Below are 17,954 nucleotides of genomic sequence, written 5' to 3'. Positions count from 1 at the left end.
CGCAGGCAGGCCCAAGGTCGTTCAGGGGGCTCGATTGGGGTAAGATCACCTTCCATGCCTGATGCAAAGTCCTTGTATATCAAGGTGATGGCACTGTCTTGGGCCAGAATGGCCCGACCGTTAGTTTGTCATGCAGACTCGCTGGCATGCCGTTTTGATCTGCTCCAGCGTCGGCCCGCTGTGCTGCCGGCCAACGCCCCGCTACAGGATTCACGTTTTGTCCGACCTCTCGAAAAATCCGCTGCTGCAGTACATGGCCCGCCTGGCCCCATCCAGCCAGCAAACCATGCGCTACATCCTTCAGGACGCCGCCGACCGCTTGGGGTTCGTCGACTGCAATATCGTCGACGTTCCCTGGCATCGGCTCGAGCCCGGCCATGTGATCGCTCTGGTGGCCGCCCTGCGGGCCGATGGTTACGCGCCGAACAGCTCTTCGCTGTACGTCAACGCCATCCGCGGGGTGATGAACGAGGCCTGGCGCCAGGGCCTGATCGACCACGAGCAGTTGTTACGCATCCGCGAGGTCAAGCCGGCAACCGGTACCCGCCTGCCGCCCGGGCGCAACCTGCGGCGTAGCCTGATTCGCGAACTGATGGACGTGTGCGCTGCCGACCCGCGGCCGCAAGGGGTGCGCGACGCGGCGATCATTGCCTTGCTGTATGGCACAGGCATGCGCAAGTCGGAATCGGTCGACATCGACCTTGCCCAGGTTGACTTCGCCGCGCGCAGCCTGCAAGTGGTGGGCAAGGGCAACCACCAGTTGATCAAGTACGCGCCGCCCTGGGCGTTCGAGAAGCTGCAGGCGTGGCTCGACCTGCGTCGCCAGGCCCTGCCGGCCGGTGCCGAAGATGACCCGTTCCTGTTCAACCGCATCCGCCGCGGCAACCACATCACCCGGGCGCGTATCACCAAGCATGCCATCTACTACATCGCCCGCCAGCGCGGCGCGCAGGTGGGGGTCAAGATCATGCCGCACGACTTCCGCCGCGCGTTCATCACCCGGGTGATCGAGGAGCACGACCTGTCGATTGCGCAAAAGCTGGCACACCATGCCAATATCCAGACCACGGCCATCTACGACCGGCGTGACGACAACGAACGCCGCCGTGCGGTAGACCGTTTCGACTACTGAGTGCCGGCCAGCGTTGGCTTCGCCAGCACCGAAACAGGGCCTGGGTACGCCCCTGCTTTGTGCGGCCCCCGCGGCGGTGCCCGATGGCGGAGCGGCCGGTAAAAATAATTCATCTGCCTTCACCTGCGGAGTTGGCCCGCAACCTGCTATATCCAGCCTGCGAATTTGATCGAGTGGTCAGGCTGTGCGCACTAACCGGCGCCCGCCGCTGACCCTCTTACCGGCCAGCAGGCCACGAATTTCAGGGGCCGCAGGATGTCGCTCGCGGAGCAGATCGAACACCACCAAGACGATGCAGGCTGGAGCGCCCACCTGCAATTGCGCTTTGTCCAGCGTGCGGGCACGACCCGCCTTGGTGCATGGAAACATTTCGGACCTCTTTTGGTGCAGCGCCCGTTCTATCCGGAAGGTGCACCCTGCCATGTGTATGTACTGCACCCGCCGGGTGGCATCGTTGCCGGCGATCGCCTGGAGCTCGACATTCAGCTTGAAGCTGGCAGCCACGCCCTGCTGACCATGCCCGGTGCCAGCAAGTTTTACCGCAGCATCGGCCCGACCGCGCGGCTGACCCAGCGCTTCCACCTGGCCGCTGGCAGCACCCTGGAATGGTTGCCTCAGGACAGCATTTTCTTCTCCGGTGCCCGTGCCAGGCTCGCCAGCCACTTCACCCTTGAGCCCGGCGCCCGGTTGCTGGCCTGGGAAACGCTGTGCCTGGGCCGCCCGGTGATGCTTGAACGGTTCGACCAAGGTGCCCTCGACAGCCTGTTGCACATCACCCTGGCCGGCGAAACGGGCCTGCATGAGCGCCTGCGTATCGAAGGCGGCCACCTGGGCAAGCTCGGTGGCCACCCACTGCTAGCCACCTTCTGTGCCGCGCCGGCCGATCAGGCATTGCTGGAGCAGGTCAGGCCCATGCTCGATGAGCTGGGCACCCCTGCCGGCGCGACGCTGCTCGGTTCGCTGCTGGTGATCCGCCTGCTCGACCATGACAACCAACAATTGCAACGCACCCTGCAACGCCTGTGGCATGTGCTGCGCCCGGCCGTTCTCGGCCTGCCTGCCTGCCCGCCACGTATCTGGGCCACCTGAGAGAGCGCCATGGAGCTGACCCCAAGAGAGAAAGACAAACTGCTGCTGTTCACTGCCGCCTTGTTGGCTGAACGGCGCCTGGCCCGTGGCCTGAAACTCAACTACCCGGAGGCCGTAGCGCTGATCAGCGCCGCCGTGCTGGAAGGGGCCCGTGATGGGCGCACCGTCGCTGAGCTGATGAGCATGGGCCGCGAGGTGTTGAGCCGTGACCAGGTCATGCCTGGCATCGCCGAGATGCTTCACGACGTACAGGTCGAAGCGACCTTTCCGGATGGCACCAAGTTGGTGACCGTGCATGACCCGATCGTCTGAACCTGCCGAGGAACGCCGCATGATCCCAGGTGAAATCCAGGTCGCCGCTGGCGACATCGAATTGAACAGTGGCCGCGCCACGGTCAGTGTCAGCGTAGCCAACCATGGCGACCGCCCGGTGCAGGTCGGCTCGCATTACCACTTCTACGAAGTCAACGAGGCGCTGGTGTTCGAGCGCGGGCCAACCCTGGGCTTTCGCCTGGATATCCCGGCCGGCACTGCCGTGCGCTTCGAGCCGGGCCAGGCCCGTACCGTGCAACTGGTGGCCTACGCTGGCAAGCGCGAAGTCTACGGCTTTCAGGGCAAGGTGATGGGCGCACTGGAGGGCAGGGCATGAGCCGAATTTCCCGCCAGGCCTATGCCGACATGTTCGGCCCTACCGTGGGTGACCGTGTGCGCTTGGCCGACACGGCATTGTGGGTCGAAGTAGAGAAGGACTACACCGTTTACGGCGAAGAAGTGAAGTTCGGCGGCGGCAAGGTCATCCGCGATGGCATGGGGCAGGGCCAGATGCTGGCCGCCGAGGCCATGGACCTGGTGTTGACCAACGCGTTGATCATCGACCACTGGGGTATCGTCAAGGCCGATATCGGCATCAAGCACGGGCGTATCGCCGTGATCGGCAAGGCCGGCAACCCCGACGTGCAACCAGGCGTCAACATACCCGTAGGGCCAGGCACCGAAGTGATCGCCGCCGAGGGCAAGATCGTCACTGCCGGGGGGGTCGACTCGCACATCCATTTCATCTGCCCGCAGCAGGTGGACGAGGCGCTCAACAGCGGTGTAACCACCTTCATCGGTGGCGGCACTGGCCCGGCTACCGGAACCAACGCCACCACCTGCACCCCGGGCCCGTGGTACCTGGCGCGCATGCTGCAGGCTGCCGACAGCCTGCCGATCAACATCGGTTTGCTGGGCAAGGGCAACGCCTCGCGCCCTGAAGCGTTGCGCGAGCAGATCGCTGCCGGGGCGGTCGGGCTCAAGCTGCACGAGGACTGGGGCTCGACACCGGCGGCCATCGACTGTTGCCTGGGCGTAGCCGAAGAAATGGATATCCAGGTGGCGATCCATACCGACACACTCAACGAATCGGGCTGTATCGAAGACACGCTGGCGGCGATCGGTGACCGCACCATCCACACCTTCCACACCGAAGGTGCCGGTGGCGGCCATGCCCCCGACATCATCCGTGCGGCCGGGCAGGCCAACGTGCTGCCGTCCTCGACCAACCCGACACTGCCGTACACCATCAACACGGTGGACGAGCACCTGGACATGCTCATGGTCTGCCACCACCTGGACCCAAGCATTGCCGAGGACGTGGCGTTTGCCGAGTCGCGCATCCGCCGTGAAACCATCGCTGCCGAGGACATCCTCCACGACATGGGCGCTTTCGCCATGACCTCGTCCGACTCCCAGGCCATGGGCCGGGTGGGCGAGGTGGTGCTGCGCACCTGGCAGGTGGCGCACCAGATGAAGCTGCGCCGTGGCCCACTGGCACCGGATACCCACTACAGCGACAACTTCCGGGTCAAGCGCTACATCGCCAAATACACCATCAACCCGGCGCTCACCCATGGCATCGGCCACGAGGTGGGCTCGGTCGAAGTGGGCAAGCTGGCAGACCTGGTGCTGTGGTCGCCGGCATTTTTCGCGGTCAAGCCCGCCTTGGTACTGAAGGGCGGCATGATCGTCACCGCGCCCATGGGCGATATCAACGGGTCCATCCCTACGCCCCAGCCGGTGCATTACCGCCCGATGTTCGGCGCGTTGGGCGCAGCCCGCCATGCCACGCGCATGACCTTCCTGCCCAAGGCCGCCATGGACCGTGGCCTGGTCGAGCAATTGAACCTGCGCAGCCTGATCGGCGTGGTGGACGGGTGCCGCCGGGTGCGCAAGCCGGACATGGTCCACAACACCCTGCAACCGCTGATCGAGGTCGACGCGCAAACCTACCAGGTGCGTGCCGATGGCGAGCTGCTGGTCTGCGAACCGGCCAGTGAACTGCCGCTGGCCCAGCGCTATTTCCTGTTCTGAAGGAGCACCGATGATTGTCTTGACCCAGCGGATTACCGAACCCGGCGCACGTGCTGTCACGGGTACCGTCACCCTCGATGTGGACAGCCGCATCAAGAGCCGCCTGCGGGTGACGCTGGACGATGGTCGCGAAGCCGGCCTGATGCTGGAGCGTGGCCACCTGCTGCGTGGCGGCGAGCTGTTGGCTGATGCCGAGGGCACCCAGCTGATCCGCGTGCTGGCAGCGCCCGAGGCGGTGTCCACCGTGCGCTGTGCCGACCCGCACCTGCTGGCGCGCGCGGCCTACCACCTGGGCAACCGCCATGTCCCGCTGCAGATCGAGCCCGGCCTGTTGCGCTTCCAGCACGACCATGTGCTGGACGAGATGCTGCGTGGCCTGGGCCTGACTGTCGAGGCCGAGCAGGCCCCGTTCGAGCCCGAAGCGGGTGCCTACCAAAGTGCGCCACACAGCCACAGCCACGCTCACGGCCACGATCACCCGTTCGTGCGCTTGCCTGCCCATTCCTGAACTGCCCTGGAGCAACCGATGAAAAAGACTTTCGCCCTGTTTCTGCTGATGCTGGCCTTGCCGGCTTTCGCCCACCCCGGGCATGACAGCAACCCCTTGCATGACGGCCTTCTGCACCCGCTGACCGGGCTCGACCACCTGCTGATGCTGCTGGGCACCGGCGTACTGGCGGCGCTGACCCGGCGCAACCTGACCTTGCCACTGGCGACCCTGGCCGCGATGTTCGGCGGGGCGGTATGTGGGCATCTGTTCGGGGACGTGCTGGGCATGGAAACGCTGATCGCTGTGTCGCTGCTGGTGGCCGCGGGTGCCGTGCTGCTGCCTGGCCGGCAACAGCTGCTGGCCTTGGCGATGCCGGTGTTCGCGCTGTTCCATGGCTGGGCGCATGGCGTCGAGGCCACGCCAAGCGCGTTCTGGCAGTTCAGCGCCGGCTTTGTCACGGTCAGCGGGCTGTTGCTGGCCGCCGGCTTTGCGGTCGGTTGCCTGCTGCGCCGCCATGCTGGCCTGCAAAAAGCTTTCGGCGGTGGCCTGCTGGCCGGCGCCGCGCTGGTACTGGCCGGCTGATGGACAGCGATCTGGCGTTGCTGCGCCTGCTGCAACTGGCCAGCCCAGGCCTGCCGGTAGGTGGCTTCACCTATTCACAGGGCCTGGAGTGGGCCGTGGAGGCGGGCTGGGTAAGGGATGTGCACGGGTTCACTGCGTGGCAGCGTGAGCAGTTGCACGACACCCTGGTCGGCCTGGACTGGCCGGTGCTCGCCCGCTTGTACCAGGCCTGCCAGGCCGAGGATGCGCGAGCCTTCGCTCATTGGAGCCGCTTTTTGCTGGCCAACCGTGAAACCGCCGAGCTGCGCCTGGAAGAACAACAGCGCGGGGCGGCCCTGGCACGGCTACTCGACGGTTGGCAGCTGGGCCAGGCGCCGGCGTGGCGTACCAGCCTCGAGCTGACCCAGTTGGGCGGCATGGCCTGGTTGGCTGTGCACTGGGCCATCCCCTTGCGCCAACTGGCCCTGGGGCATGGCTTTACCTGGCTGGAGGGCGCGGTCATGGCCGGCGTCAAGCTGGTGCCGTTCGGCCAGCAGGCGGCCCAGACCCTGCTGCGTGATCTCGCCGCCGATTTGCCCGCGGCCATCGACCAGGCCCTGACCCTGGGCGACGACCAGCTCGGGGGTGGCCTGCCATTGCTGGCCATTGCCTCATCGCGTCACGAAACCCAATACACCCGTTTGTTCCGTTCCTGAGGACTGCCTGCATGCATAGCTATCAACAACCCCTGCGCGTCGGTGTCGGCGGCCCGGTCGGCTCCGGCAAGACCGCACTGCTCGAAGCCCTGTGCAAAGCCATGCGCGATCACTACCAGATTGCCGTGGTCACCAACGACATCTACACCAAGGAAGACCAGCGCATCCTCACCGAAGCCGGCGCGCTGGAGCCGGAGCGCATCGTCGGGGTGGAAACCGGCGGCTGCCCGCACACGGCGATTCGCGAAGACGCCTCCATGAACCTGGCGGCGGTCGAGGCGCTGGCGCGCAAGTTCGGCAACCTCGAAGTCATTTTCGTGGAAAGCGGCGGTGACAACCTCAGCGCCACATTCAGCCCGGAGCTGGCCGACCTGACCATCTACGTGATCGACGTAGCCGAGGGCGAGAAGATTCCGCGCAAGGGGGGCCCGGGCATCACCAAGTCCGACTTCCTGGTGATCAACAAGACAGACCTGGCACCGTATGTGGGGGCTTCGCTGGAGGTGATGGAGCGCGATACCCAGCGCATGCGCCCACAGCGCCCATGGACCTTCAGCAACCTGAAGAAAGGCGAGGGGCTGCAGGCAGTGATCGATTTCATTGTCGAACGCGGAATGCTGGGTGTGCGCGGTTAAACCGCCGCGCACAGCGGCGTAGGCGGTGCCACGCACCGCTGAGCTGTCGCCTATTCAGCCAGAATGGGCGATAGGCTCGTCACCCAGTTCCTCGGCTGCCTCTTCATCGCCAGGCAGCGCGGTTATCACGCTGAAGTCGCTGACTTCCACCTGGCCGCCGCCATAACCCAGCAAGTGGAAGGAAAACGCCTTGCGATCGGTCGGGTTGTCGAAGCGGAAGTCCATCTCCAGTGGCTGATCGGTGGTGACTTGCACCTCGGCAGGCAGGCCCAGCGGTACGTCCTGTTCCAGTTGCTTGGCCTTGAGCTGGATATAGGCCACGTGCCTTGGGTCCAGCGAGCGGACCTTGATGCGTACCCGGGTACGCGAGCCCCCTGGCATTTCCAGGTACTGGGCACCGATCAGGTTGTCGGCCCAATCATCCTGAATGCGTTTGCGCAGCCTGATCGGCGCAGGGCCGCCAAACTGGTAGCGCAGGTTCAGCGGCGTCTGCAGCAGCGACTGGTCGAGCACGCCGGCCAGGGCACCGATCTGCTGCCCGAGCAGGTTATCGCCGCTGCCAAGGTAGCGGGCCTGCCCGGCAATGAAGCCCTCACTGGCGTAGCGCCGGCAACGTTGTTGAAAATCGCACTCGGTAAACACCCCTTGGCCGTTGTGGTAGCGCAGCATGCCGTTGGTGTAGGCGATCATTTCGCGGCCGGTGTCGTAGTCGCGGTACAGCGAGCGACCGCCCAGGGCCATGGGGATCGGCAGCGAGAAGTAGTCGAGCAGTGAAGCGGCAAGGTCGATGTGGCCATAAGTCCCTTGCTTGAGCCGTGGCAATTGGGCCTGCTCCGGGGCCAGGGTCAGGTTGAACCCCCAGGAGGACGCCAGGCGCACACCGTCGATGCCATGCGACTCGTCGGAGGTCAGCACCACCAGCGTGTCCTTGAGTACCCCCTGGCGTTCGAGGCTGTCGAGGAACGCCGCAACCGCGTCGTCCAGGTAGGCCACTGCCGCCTGTTTCGGCGTGTCGAACCGTTCGAGGTACTCGGCCGGCGCGGAATAGGGCTGGTGGGTACCGACGGTCAGCAACGTGAGCATCCAGGGTTTGTCCTGCTGCTGCAAATGGCCCACGTAGCTCAATGCGCCCTCGAAGAACGCGCGGTCATCCTTGCCCCAGGGGAAGTCCAGGTAGTTCTTGTTGGCAAACCACTCCAGGCCATGTACAGCCTCGAAACCGACATGCGGCATGATGCGGTCCTTGGCCATGAAGCGCAGGCCCGCACCTTGGAGGTAATGGGTGGTGAACCCGGCCTGGCGCAACTGCGCCGGCAGGCAGGCCTGGTTACGTTCGTTCTGGGTCAGCAGCTCAACGCCCTTGGGGGTGCCGTTGGCCAGCTTGTCGTAGTCGCCACACAGCATGGCGTACAGCCCACGAATGGTCTGGTGGGTGTGCAGTACGTAGTCCGGGGTATTCATGCCGCGCTCGGCCCACCTGCTGAGCTTGGGCATGAGCTCTTCGTCGAAGGGGCTGTTCAACGCCTGACGGTTGGGCCGCAGGTAAGCGCCGGGGATGCCTTCCAGGGTGATCACCAGCAAATTGCGCGCACGGCCCGGGCCGTCCAGCAGGCGTTGCCCGTGCAGGTCGGATTGCGTCAGGCCGGTGCTGGGCAGGGGGGTGAAGGGCTTGGAAGTGCCCAGCCACTCATCGGCCTGGCGCTGTACCTGGCCCACCCCGGCAGACAGCAACTGATGGCCCAGGTTGTATTGCCGCCATTGGTCGGCATCGGAAGGGGCCAGTTGCTGGCTGCCCCAGTGGGCGCCGAACAGCACGACCGGGATGGCCCAGGCCTTGTGCGGCAGCGCCCGGACGCGCTGCGCACGGCCGCGCCAGGCAAGCACCAGCCAGGCCAGCAGGCCGCCACCCATCAGCCAGGGCAGCCAGGCATGGGCCAGGCCGCCGCCGGTGGAGTTTTCCATGAACTGCGGGTCGGCCAGGTAGGCCAGGTCGGCGCTGGTTGGCAAGCGGCCCACCGCGCTGACCAGTTCGGCCGAGGCGACCCACAGGGCCGCCCAGGCCAGCAACACCGGCAGCGCCAGCCACCACGGGCGGCGCTGCAGCAGTAACAGCAGCAGGCTGCCAAGGGCGAGGTCTGACAGGTAACCCAGTGGGTTGGACCAACCCAGCATTGCGCGCGCACCCAGTGGGATCACCAACAGCAGGCCTGCCAGAGCGGCAAACCGGGCCTGTGGGTGGTCGGACAGGTTCTTCACAAAAACTTCCCTTTTGCCATTGAATCGTCATGAAACTGTGCTGAATGATAACAGGCGGGCGGGCGGGAAGGCGGGCGCTACAAGGGTGGTTACCAAAAGCCGGGCCCGTAGTCGCGGGCCTGGCTGATGGCGAGGTTCAGAAGTAGTAGGGGAATTTCAGGCTGAAGGAAAAGTCCGGGGCGTCGTCGGTCAGTCCGATGGACAAGTTGGGCACGATGGTGAGGTTGTTGCTGGCGGCGAAGGTCAGGCCGATATTGAAGTTGGCCGCGTTGTAGTCACTGTTGGAAATCGACTGCCAGTCACCGCCATCCGGTTTGATCTTGCTCTTGCGGGCAAACTGGTCCGACACCGAGAACGACATGCTCATCTTCTCGTTGAGCGCGAACGCGATGCCCCCGCCGATTTGCCAGGAGTCGCCAAGCTTGACGTCGCCCGGCACCTTGCTGTTGACCTGCGGGCTGATGTCGCTGAACGAGTCCTGCATGTTGTAGGTGTAGGACAGGCTGCCGAACAGCACGGCCGGGTCAAAGGTCTTGACCAGCGAGATGCCTGGGGTGATCGACCACACGCCGTTGCCCGTCGGCAGGCTGTCCGGTACCGCCAGGTTGTTGTTGCCGTCCACCTCGCGCAGCTTGATGCCATAGGGGTCCTTGCCGGTCGGCGCCTTGACCCGCAGGGTGGCCACGGCATCCGGCCAGGTTTCGTCTTCGTCGAGGAACTTGTAGGCCACGCCAACGTTGATATCGCCGATTTCCGGGTCACGCGTGACGGTGGCATCGGAGGTGGCCGCGCCCGAGCCGCCGGCACCGCCGGACGAGTAGGTGGATTCGCGGTACACCACCGGCACGTTGATGTCGAACTGCCAACGTTGCGCCAGGTTGTAGCGCGCGGTCATGTCCAAGGTCCAGTTGTCGGCTTTGATGCGGTCGAGGTTGATGCTGCCCAGGAAAATCGAGTCCAGCGCCAGGAACCCGTTGAGGGTCAGTGCACGGGTGTCGTAGTGGGTATAGGTCAGGCCGGTCTCGAAGCTGAACTTGCCGCCACCGAAGAAGCCGCTGGCCTCGTCATACAGGTTGGACACGCTCTGCGCCGGCTCCGAGTCGGCAGTCAGGGCCTGGCCATAGGAACTGCCGGTGGTGCCAGGGGCGCCGGACGCTACCGTCTGGCCACCCTTCACGCCTTCGGCAGGCGACTTGACCAGGCGTTTGGGTGGGGCCGCCGCCGGGGCTTCTTCAACCTGGCGCACGCGTTGTTCCAGCACCATCAACGCTTGCTGCTGGGCCTCATACCGGCGCTTGAGTTCGGTCAGTTCCTGCTTCAGTGCCTCGACCTGCGGGTCGGCAGCGGCATACAGCAATGTGGCCGGGGCCAGGGTAGTCAGACAAACAAAAGCCTTGAGCGTAAAAGATCGGTGCATGGAGTTGCCGTCCCTTCCAACTACTTTTGATGAGACTGAGCGTAGATCAGTATCCGAAAGTGCGAAGGCCTTTGAGCTGATCGAGGCTGCCATTGAGCGAAGCCGCTGTCGGCACGCTCTCGCGCATGACCACATTGAGGGAGGTGACATTGCTGACCAGGTTGCCGTTGCCCAGCAGCGTGGTGTTCTGCATCAGGCCGCCCTGGGCCAGGCGTTGCATGCTGCTACCCTGGTTGTTGCTGGCGTTGATGTTCAGCTGCACGCCCACGCCGCTGGCCGAGACACTCAGCGAACCGGCGCCGTTTTCTGCGTTCACGGTCTGGCCTGCGGCCAGCGCCTGGCCCTGCTGTTGCACCACCGGTGCCTGGTTGGCCTTGGTGACGTTGATGTCGACGTTGTTGTATGCGCCGTTGTTATCACCGGCGGCGCGCACTACCTGGGTGACGCCCTCGCTGGTGGCCAGCCCGGCACCGCCGGTCACGCTGCCGGTTCCGGGCGCAGCGGCCGCCCCAGCCGCGCTGCCGGTGCCTTTTTCATTGATCGTCGACACGTAGAATTGTGGCTTGATTGTCGACGCTTGCACCTGCAGGCTGCTGCTGGCGCCAATCACGTCGCCTTTGGCATTTTGCCAGGTGCTGCTCATGACGATGCCGAAGCTCACGATGCGCCCCGGCATCACGTAGCGACCACGCAAAGTTGCCAGTTCCTGGTCCTTCAGTTCGATGGGTTTGAACGTTTCTGCATGAACCGGCAGGCTGGCAGCCAGGCAGGCCAATGCCAGCAGGAAGGGGTTGTTCATAGCGGGCTCCCGGGAGCGTCATGCTCCTTATCATTGGACGTATCGTTAGAAGAAGTCGCTTTTGATGAAGCCAAAGTCCAGCAGCTCCGCGTCCTGCACCGGGGTGAAGTTGTTCACTCGACCCTTGGCGGTCAGCGGCAGAGGCGGGTCGAGCAAGACATTGTTCTTGTCATAACCCTGGCCGATCACGGCGAAGATGATGCCGTTCCAGCCCTTGAGGAAGTCGTCTACCTTGTAGCGCCTGTGGCCCAGCACCGGGTCACCGACATACACCCAGCCCTTGTCGACTTTCTGCATGACCACGAAGTGCTTGTAGCCACGCACATCCATCAACACCACCACCGGAATGCGCACGCTGTGCAGGGTATCGGGCGCTACACGGTAGCCGCGGGCACGCATGCCCAGGCTTTCCACGTAGCGCTTCATGTCGAGCATCGAAAAGCCCTGGGTGCGGACCAGGTCCTGGTCGGCGTGGGCCAGCATGCCTTCGATGATCTGGTGTTCGTCCACATCCAGCCAGTAGGCCTGGCGCAGGATGGTGGCCAGGGCAGCAGCACCGCAGCTGAAGTCGGTTTTCTGTTGCACCAGGTCGGCGAACTTGCGCTCGCGCACGCTTTGCAGGGGTTTGAACACCACGGCGCCGCCCGGCAATACCGCCAGCGGCATTTGTGCAGCTTCGCTCACGCTGGCCAGGCACAGCAAAAACGCCAAGGCGATAATGCGCATGATCGGATGCCTTCTTGTTCTGTTGAAGAAAGGCCCCCCGAAGGGGGCCTTGATTGCAGCGTTAGAACGAGGTGTTGGAGATGGCCAGCGAGTTGCTCTGCTGGTTGCCTACACCGGCGGCCACGTTCACGCCCAGGTTGCCGCTGCCACCGTTGACCGAACCGCTAAGGGTTGCAGTGTTGGTAACAGGGTTGGCCCAGCCGGTCGGGGTCAGCACTTGGAAGGACACGGTATTGCTCAAGTCGTAAGCACTGCTTTCGCTGTAGCTCTTGGCGACGTCGTTGGAGGACTGATGCGATTGCTCGCCAGACTTGGAGAAGTCAGAGGCGGAAGCATTTTCGTACGAGGAGTCATGAGACTTGGTGTACGAAGAATCGCGCGACTTGTCGTAGGAGGACTGGTGCGACTTGTCGTAGTTCGAGTCGAATGCCTTCTCGAAGGACGAGTCATAGGCACTTTCGTGCGACTTGTCGATCGAGGCGTTCAGCGAGGCGTTCAGCGAACCATCGAAGCTGCTGGTGCGCGAGCGTTCGCGGCGGCCGTCGTCGGTGGTGACCGTGCGGGTCGCGTCGGCTGCTGCAGCCAGGCTGGCGTTCAGGCTGGCACTGCTGGACGAGCTGTTGGAACCGCTGGCCGAACCGTTCATGCCCCAGCTGTTGGAACCGCTGGCGCTGGCACTGTTGGAGCCACTGGCGTTGGCGCTGCTCGAACCGCTGGAGTTCCAGCCGCTGGAGCCGCTGTTGCTGGCGCTTTGCGAGCCGGCTACGCTGAAGCTCGACGACGCGCTGCGGTCATCGCTCGAGTTGAAGGTGCCGTCACGCGAGCTCGACCCGCTGGCCGACGTGGTGAAGGTCAGCGTGTCTACCCGGTAGGTGCGGTCGGCGCTGTTGTTCACCGTCAGGCCTGGGCCGGACTGGTTGGCGGAGGCGGTCGCCGTGGCGTTGCCCAATGGGGCGCCGGTGTTGGCGATGGCCATGGTGTTTTTCTGCTGGTTGAGGTCGCCACCGGCCACGTTGATGCCGATGTTGCCTTCAGCCCCGCTGGCCGAGCCGCTCATCAGCGCCGACGATTGCGTCGAGTAGTTGTCTACCCGGTTGCTGCGGCTGGTTTGCACCACGTCGGCCGTGGCGTTGGCCATGCCGAACACGAAGCTGTTGTCCAGGCTCGATTCGGAGCCGGCGTTGGCGATGGCTGCAGCGTTGTCCTGCTGGTTGCCGTTACCGGCCGCGACGTTGATGCCGACGTTGCCGCTGGAGCCGGTGCCCGAGTCGCTCATCTCGGCTTCGTTGATGGTGCCTTGATTGGTGATGCGGTTGTTGGTACTGGTTTGAGTGTCCCAGGCATTGGCGGTTGCATACACCGGGATCTTGGTGGCAGGAGGCGTGTACTGGCCATGATTGTTGCCATTATGGTAGTCACCGCGCCGGTCGTTTTGCCCAGCTTGTACAGCAACAGCCATGACCGCAGCAATTGCGAAAACCAGAGGCTTGATTGCCATCGAGGGTTTCATGGTGATTCTCCGTACTCTAGTAGGTTAAGTGTCGTTCTTAACTGAAAGGGTCAGTCCGCGACCCGGATGCTCAAGGTGTTGGCCATGCGGTTTCCCACCCCGGCACTCTGGTTCAACTGGATCACCCCACGGCTACCGGTGAAGGCCTGGTCACTGGTGGTGACCTGGCGATAGCCGGCTGGGATATCCGTTGCTCCGGAGTTGTTGAGCAGCGTCACGTTCTGTTGCATGAGGACGCTGTCGTCGATGCTTTGCGGTTGTGCGCCAATGCTGATGCGCATGGCATTGGCTTGCTGGGTGTTGGCGCCTGCACTCTGGTTCACCCCCAGGGCGCCGCTGCCGTTACTGAAAGCGTTGCCCTGAATGGTCGCGCGGGCGTCCATCCTCGGGTCGGCGGGGGTGTTGAGCTGTTGGCGGATCTGGGTGCTGGCGCTGGCCTCGGGGCCAACGGCGATGGCGCGGGCATTGGCCTGCTGCTGCTGGTCCCCGGCGGCCTGGTTGACGCTGAGGTTGCCCTGGTAGCGGCTGCCGGAACTGTCGATGTCAGCGTTGTTGATGACCGGAACGGGGGACTGGGCGAAGGCGGGCGCACTGCACACCGCAGCCAGCATCAGCAGCATGTACTTCATCTCACTTGCCCCCGCCGGTCAGGATTTGCAGCGGCGCCAGGCCACGTTGCACGCTGGAGTTGACCATGTTGGCGATGCCGTTACCGGAACCACCGGTACCGCGGCCGCCGGCCAGGTTGGGCAACTGGTTCTGGTTGCCGAGGTTGCCGCCCAGGTTGTTGGTCTGCTGGGTGATCATGTTGCTGATGCCAGCGCCGCTGCTGATGGCGGCGAAGTCGCCGTCGCTCAGCTCGTTGGTCTGCTTGAGCACATAGGCAGAGGGGTTGGCGTTGACCGTGGTCGGATTGGGATCGGGCCGCAGGGGGGGAACGGTTGCGTTGCGCACCTGCACGTCGCGGGTGATGGTGATGATCCCCTTGTCGGCCTGCGCCGTCAGGCTCAGTGACCCCAGTACGCAGCCCATCAGCAAGGCGTGATAAAGGTGGTTGGCTGTTTTCCTCACGACGGCACTTCCTTCTTTGAGCGCTGGGCCTGATCAGCGATGCGAAGGACAGAGCAGAAGGTGTGCCGCTTTTTGAATTGGTATGAAAATCAGGCGCTTGGCGATGACAGCTAAGACGCAGGTGGGGTGTGGTGTGTCAGCCGTGAAACAGTTGCACACCGGCATGGCCGGGCGGGCCTGCTGTGGCGTCGACTGAAGGGGGATTTCGCAGCGGTGTTTCACCCGCTTGACACTCACCCTGCTAGTGGGAGCAGCCGCCTGGTTTCGGGGGTTGTACCGCAGGGGGCTGTGTCAGTGGCTTAACACTCGGCAGGGCAGGCTGGCTTATCGCTATCAAGGAGCCTAGCCACCGCTTCCAGGGCCAGCAACTGGCGCTGTGGCCAACTCCCTTCAATTATCTGGTGGGGCTGGCCATGCTGCTGCAACCAGGCCCGGCTGTCTTCGAAAAAGCGTTGTCGATCGCGCACGTCCGGCTGGCTGCGCTGGCCGTCGGCGACCCATTCCACGCCTTGTGGGCTTAGCAAAAGATGCAGGTCGTAATGCCGGGCGAGCAGGGCCTGTTCCAGCCAGGCCGGGCAGTCGCCGAACAGCGTTTGGCTCCAGAGCATGTTGCTGAGCAGGTGGGTGTCGAGGATCAGCAAGGGGGGCGCCTGCTCGCGGGCCTGGTCTTCCCATGCCAGTTGGCCACGGGCAATGCTGGGGATATCGGCGTAGCAGGTATCGCGGCGCTCCTGCTCGATGAAGTGACGCACGTATTCGGCCACCACCAAACCGCCAAAATGCGCCTGGATCACCCCGCTGAGCCAGCTTTTGCCGCTGGACTCGGGGCCGCACAGCACCAGTACTTTCGTCGCCTGCACCGCGCTCATGGCTGCACCAATGCCGGGTCGCGCCGCCATTCCAGCCAGCCGCGTACGGCTATGAGGGTCAAAACGGCGAACAAGCCTGCCGTGAAATACAGCTGCTGGTGCAGGTACAGGCCGACATAGAGGGTGTCGACCACCACCCAGAGGGCCCAGCATTGCAGGCGCTTTTGCGCCATCCACAGTTGTGCCACCAGGCTGAAGCCGGTCAGGGTCGCGTCCAGCCACGGCATGGCGGCGTCGGTCCAGTGGGCCATGGCCGCGCCCAGTGCGGCACTCAGCAGCACCCCGACGGCCAGGCCAGCAAATAGCGCCGGGCCTTGCAAGCGCGAGACCTGGCGGGCGTCTTCAGCGCGGTCGGGGCGTTGCCATTGCCACCAGCCGTACAGTTGCAGGAGGGCGTAGGCCAGTTGCAGCAACATGCCCGAATACAGCTTCACCTCATAGAACAGCCAGCCATAGATCAGCACCATGACCAGGCCGATCGGCCAGCACCAAGCGTTCTGCTTGACCGTGAGCCAGACAGCGATGACGCCGAGGACGGCGGCGATGAGTTCAAGGCCGGACATCGGCGATCCTTGGAGGCTGCGGGGAAGGGGCGCGATTGTAGCTGTTCGGCGGGCGAAGGTGTAGCCGCGCCCGCCGGCAGCCCGTACTACACGCGGAACTGGCGCAGTAACTGCTCCAGTTCTTCACTCAACTGGCCCAAGGCCACCCCCGCATCGCTGGACTGGCGCGCCGCATCGGCGGTTTGCTGGGACAGCCCGGCAGTGTCCAGTACGTTGCGGTTGATCTCTTCGACCACATGCGCCTGCTGCAGGGTGGCACTGGCAATGGACGCATTCAAGGCGGTGAGGTTGTTCAGCGCCTGGTTGATGGCGTCCAGGCTGGCGCCGGCCTCGCGGGCCTGTTCGACGGTCTGGCGCGAGGCCTCGCTGCTGGTGTCGATTGCCCGCACAGCGGCGTCCGACTGGCTTTGCAGGTGCTCGATCATGGTATGGATCTCGGCCGTGGACTGCGCGGTGCGCTGTGCCAGCAGGCGCACCTCGTCGGCGACCACGGCAAAGCCGCGGCCTTGCTCCCCGGCCCGGGCCGCCTCGATGGCGGCGTTCAGCGCCAGCAGGTTGGTTTGCTCGGCAATCGAACGGATCACGTCGAGCACGCCGCCGATGCGCGTGCTGTGCCCGGCTAGGTCGCGGATCACTTGCACAGCCTGGTCGATGGTCAGGGACAGCCGGTCGATCTGCGCCAGGCTGCCGTGGATGGCTTGCTGGCCCTGCGTGACCTGCAGTTGGGCGCTGTGCATTTCCCCGGCAGCCTGTTCGGCCGTCTTGGCCACGTCCTGCACGGCGTAGGTCACTTCGTTCACGGCGGTAGCCACCTGGTCCATCTGCAACGACTGCTGGGCACTGCGCTGCTCGGCGGCACCGGCATTGTCACCCACGTGCCCGGCCGACTGGGCCAGCGCATGGGCGGCCCCTTGCAATTGGCCGACCACGCCCTGCAGCTTGCCATTGAAGCGGTTGAAGTGTTCACCAAGGCGGGTGATTTCGTCGCGACCATGGGTGTCCAGGCGCCGGGTCAGGTCACTTTCACCACTGGCGATGTTGCCCATGGCCTGCACCGCTTCCTGAAGGGGGCGGGCAATGCTGCGGGCGATCAGCATCACCACCAGCGCCATCAGCAGGGCAATGCCCAGGCCAACCAGCGAGGCATCGCGCAACTGGCGGGCGAATTCGGCCTGCACGTCATCGACGTACACGCCCGACCCGATGATCCAGCCCCATGGCTTGAACAGCTGTATGTAGGAGGTCTTGGCCACCGGCTCGCTCGCCCCGGGCTTGGGCCAGCGGTAGTTGACCGGGCCCGCGTCGTGCTGGCGCGCCAGGGCGACCATCTCATTGAACACGGCAAAGCCGTCGGGGTCGCGGATGGCTGACAGGTCCTGGCCGTCGAGCTTGGGGTTGGTCGGATGCATGATCATCTTCGGCCCCAGGTCGTTGATCCAGAAATAATCGTCGTGGTCGTAGCGCAGCCCCCGGACAACTTGCAGCGCTTGCTGCTGGGCGGCTTCACGGCTGAGCGTGCCGGCTGCCTCCAGCCCTTGGTAATAGGCCAGTACCCCAGCAGCGGTTTGCACCACATGGCGGGTCTTTTCGGCCTTGGCCTGGTACAGGTCGCCGTGGATCTGGCGCAGCATCAGCAGCCCCAGCACCACCAGCATGGCCACCGCCACCACCAGGATCAGCCACAGGCGTTGGCTGATCGACATTGATCTCAAAGTGTTCATCCAGCCGCTCCCCCATTGTTCTTTTTATTCAGCTGCATCCAAGCACGGTTTGCAGCCATGCCCCACTCGAC

General features: G+C 64.3%; 19 protein-coding genes. 9 read left to right on the top strand and 10 right to left on the bottom strand.

Translation table 11 applies throughout. The features are described 5' to 3' along the window. Positions 1-217: 217 nt before the first annotated feature. The 9 genes from xerC (at position 218) to ureG (ending at position 6,951) form a co-directional block, all read left to right on the top strand. The gene (gene xerC, locus APH30_RS09000; RefSeq protein WP_054912291.1) at positions 218-1,132 is read left to right on the top strand and encodes a tyrosine recombinase XerC; all 915 of its coding nucleotides are present in this window, start codon (positions 218-220) and stop codon (positions 1,130-1,132) included. Positions 1,133-1,387: 255 nt separating this feature from the next. Next, positions 1,388-2,221 (top strand): urease accessory protein UreD, encoded by an 834-nt coding sequence (locus APH30_RS08995; RefSeq protein WP_054912290.1) that lies wholly within the window; start codon positions 1,388-1,390, stop codon positions 2,219-2,221. Positions 2,222-2,230: 9 nt separating this feature from the next. Continuing rightward, positions 2,231-2,533, top strand: coding sequence for an urease subunit gamma (locus APH30_RS08990; protein ID WP_009685463.1), 303 nt, complete (start codon positions 2,231-2,233; stop codon positions 2,531-2,533). A 19-nt stretch (positions 2,534-2,552) separates the two neighbouring features. Next, positions 2,553-2,870 carry an urease subunit beta gene (locus APH30_RS08985; RefSeq protein WP_009685462.1) on the top strand — a complete coding sequence of 106 codons (318 nt, stop codon included), beginning with the start codon at positions 2,553-2,555 and terminating at the stop codon, positions 2,868-2,870. Further along, complete coding sequence (gene ureC, locus APH30_RS08980) at positions 2,867-4,570, top strand: urease subunit alpha (RefSeq protein ID WP_009685461.1); 1,704 nt, start codon at positions 2,867-2,869, stop codon at positions 4,568-4,570. Before APH30_RS08985 ends, ureC begins: the two co-directional genes overlap by 4 nt. A gap of 10 nt (positions 4,571-4,580) precedes the next feature. Then, positions 4,581-5,078, top strand: a complete 498-nt coding sequence (gene ureE, locus APH30_RS08975) for an urease accessory protein UreE (protein WP_029884816.1) — start codon at positions 4,581-4,583, stop codon at positions 5,076-5,078. An 18-nt stretch (positions 5,079-5,096) separates the two neighbouring features. Next, entirely contained in the window at positions 5,097-5,642 is a 546-nt protein-coding gene (locus tag APH30_RS08970; protein WP_054912289.1) for a HupE/UreJ family protein, read from the top strand. Continuing rightward, the gene (locus APH30_RS08965) at positions 5,642-6,316 is read left to right on the top strand and encodes an urease accessory protein UreF (protein WP_054912288.1); all 675 of its coding nucleotides are present in this window, start codon (positions 5,642-5,644) and stop codon (positions 6,314-6,316) included. The genes APH30_RS08970 and APH30_RS08965 overlap by 1 nt, the downstream gene beginning before the upstream one ends. An 11-nt stretch (positions 6,317-6,327) precedes the next feature. Then, a complete protein-coding gene (gene ureG, locus APH30_RS08960) occupies positions 6,328-6,951 on the top strand; it encodes an urease accessory protein UreG (protein ID WP_009685457.1) in 624 nt (207 codons plus the stop codon). Between the two features lie 54 nt (positions 6,952-7,005). Here the strand turns inward: ureG and APH30_RS08955 are convergent, their stop codons facing one another. The 10 genes from APH30_RS08955 to mcpP all read right to left on the bottom strand — a co-directional run bounded on the left by APH30_RS08955 (position 7,006) and on the right by mcpP (position 17,883). Continuing rightward, a complete protein-coding gene (locus APH30_RS08955) occupies positions 7,006-9,207 on the bottom strand; it encodes an LTA synthase family protein (protein ID WP_054912287.1) in 2,202 nt (733 codons plus the stop codon). Between the two features lie 136 nt (positions 9,208-9,343). Then, the gene (locus tag APH30_RS08950; RefSeq protein ID WP_054912286.1) at positions 9,344-10,624 is read right to left on the bottom strand and encodes a hypothetical protein; all 1,281 of its coding nucleotides are present in this window, start codon (positions 10,622-10,624) and stop codon (positions 9,344-9,346) included. A 46-nt stretch (positions 10,625-10,670) separates the two neighbouring features. Next, the gene (locus tag APH30_RS08945; protein WP_009685454.1) at positions 10,671-11,423 is read right to left on the bottom strand and encodes a hypothetical protein; all 753 of its coding nucleotides are present in this window, start codon (positions 11,421-11,423) and stop codon (positions 10,671-10,673) included. 45 nt (positions 11,424-11,468) lie between these two features. After that, on the bottom strand, positions 11,469-12,149 hold the full coding sequence (locus APH30_RS08940) for a C39 family peptidase (protein WP_009685453.1): 681 nt from the start codon (positions 12,147-12,149) through the stop codon (positions 11,469-11,471). 61 nt (positions 12,150-12,210) lie between these two features. Beyond that, positions 12,211-13,659 carry a hypothetical protein gene (locus APH30_RS08935; protein WP_054912285.1) on the bottom strand — a complete coding sequence of 483 codons (1,449 nt, stop codon included), beginning with the start codon at positions 13,657-13,659 and terminating at the stop codon, positions 12,211-12,213. Positions 13,660-13,709: 50 nt separating this feature from the next. After that, the gene (locus APH30_RS08930) at positions 13,710-14,288 is read right to left on the bottom strand and encodes a hypothetical protein (protein ID WP_054912284.1); all 579 of its coding nucleotides are present in this window, start codon (positions 14,286-14,288) and stop codon (positions 13,710-13,712) included. A gap of 1 nt (position 14,289) precedes the next feature. Beyond that, the gene (locus APH30_RS08925) at positions 14,290-14,691 is read right to left on the bottom strand and encodes a hypothetical protein (protein ID WP_104148483.1); all 402 of its coding nucleotides are present in this window, start codon (positions 14,689-14,691) and stop codon (positions 14,290-14,292) included. Positions 14,692-15,029: 338 nt separating this feature from the next. Then, on the bottom strand, positions 15,030-15,599 hold the full coding sequence (locus APH30_RS08920) for an AAA family ATPase (RefSeq protein ID WP_054912283.1): 570 nt from the start codon (positions 15,597-15,599) through the stop codon (positions 15,030-15,032). Beyond that, entirely contained in the window at positions 15,596-16,162 is a 567-nt protein-coding gene (pnuC, locus tag APH30_RS08915; RefSeq protein ID WP_029884823.1) for a nicotinamide riboside transporter PnuC, read from the bottom strand. The genes APH30_RS08920 and pnuC overlap by 4 nt, the downstream gene beginning before the upstream one ends. 86 nt (positions 16,163-16,248) lie before the next feature. Further along, the gene (mcpP, locus tag APH30_RS08910) at positions 16,249-17,883 is read right to left on the bottom strand and encodes a methyl-accepting chemotaxis protein McpP (RefSeq protein ID WP_054912282.1); all 1,635 of its coding nucleotides are present in this window, start codon (positions 17,881-17,883) and stop codon (positions 16,249-16,251) included. Positions 17,884-17,954: the final 71 nt, after the last annotated feature.

It is taken from the genome of Pseudomonas sp. NBRC 111127, assembly GCF_001320345.1.
GTDB lineage: Bacteria > Pseudomonadota > Gammaproteobacteria > Pseudomonadales > Pseudomonadaceae > Aquipseudomonas > Aquipseudomonas juntendi.
The sequence above is the reverse complement of the archived record's forward strand: the minus strand, read 5'-3'. Positions and strand labels throughout refer to the sequence as shown.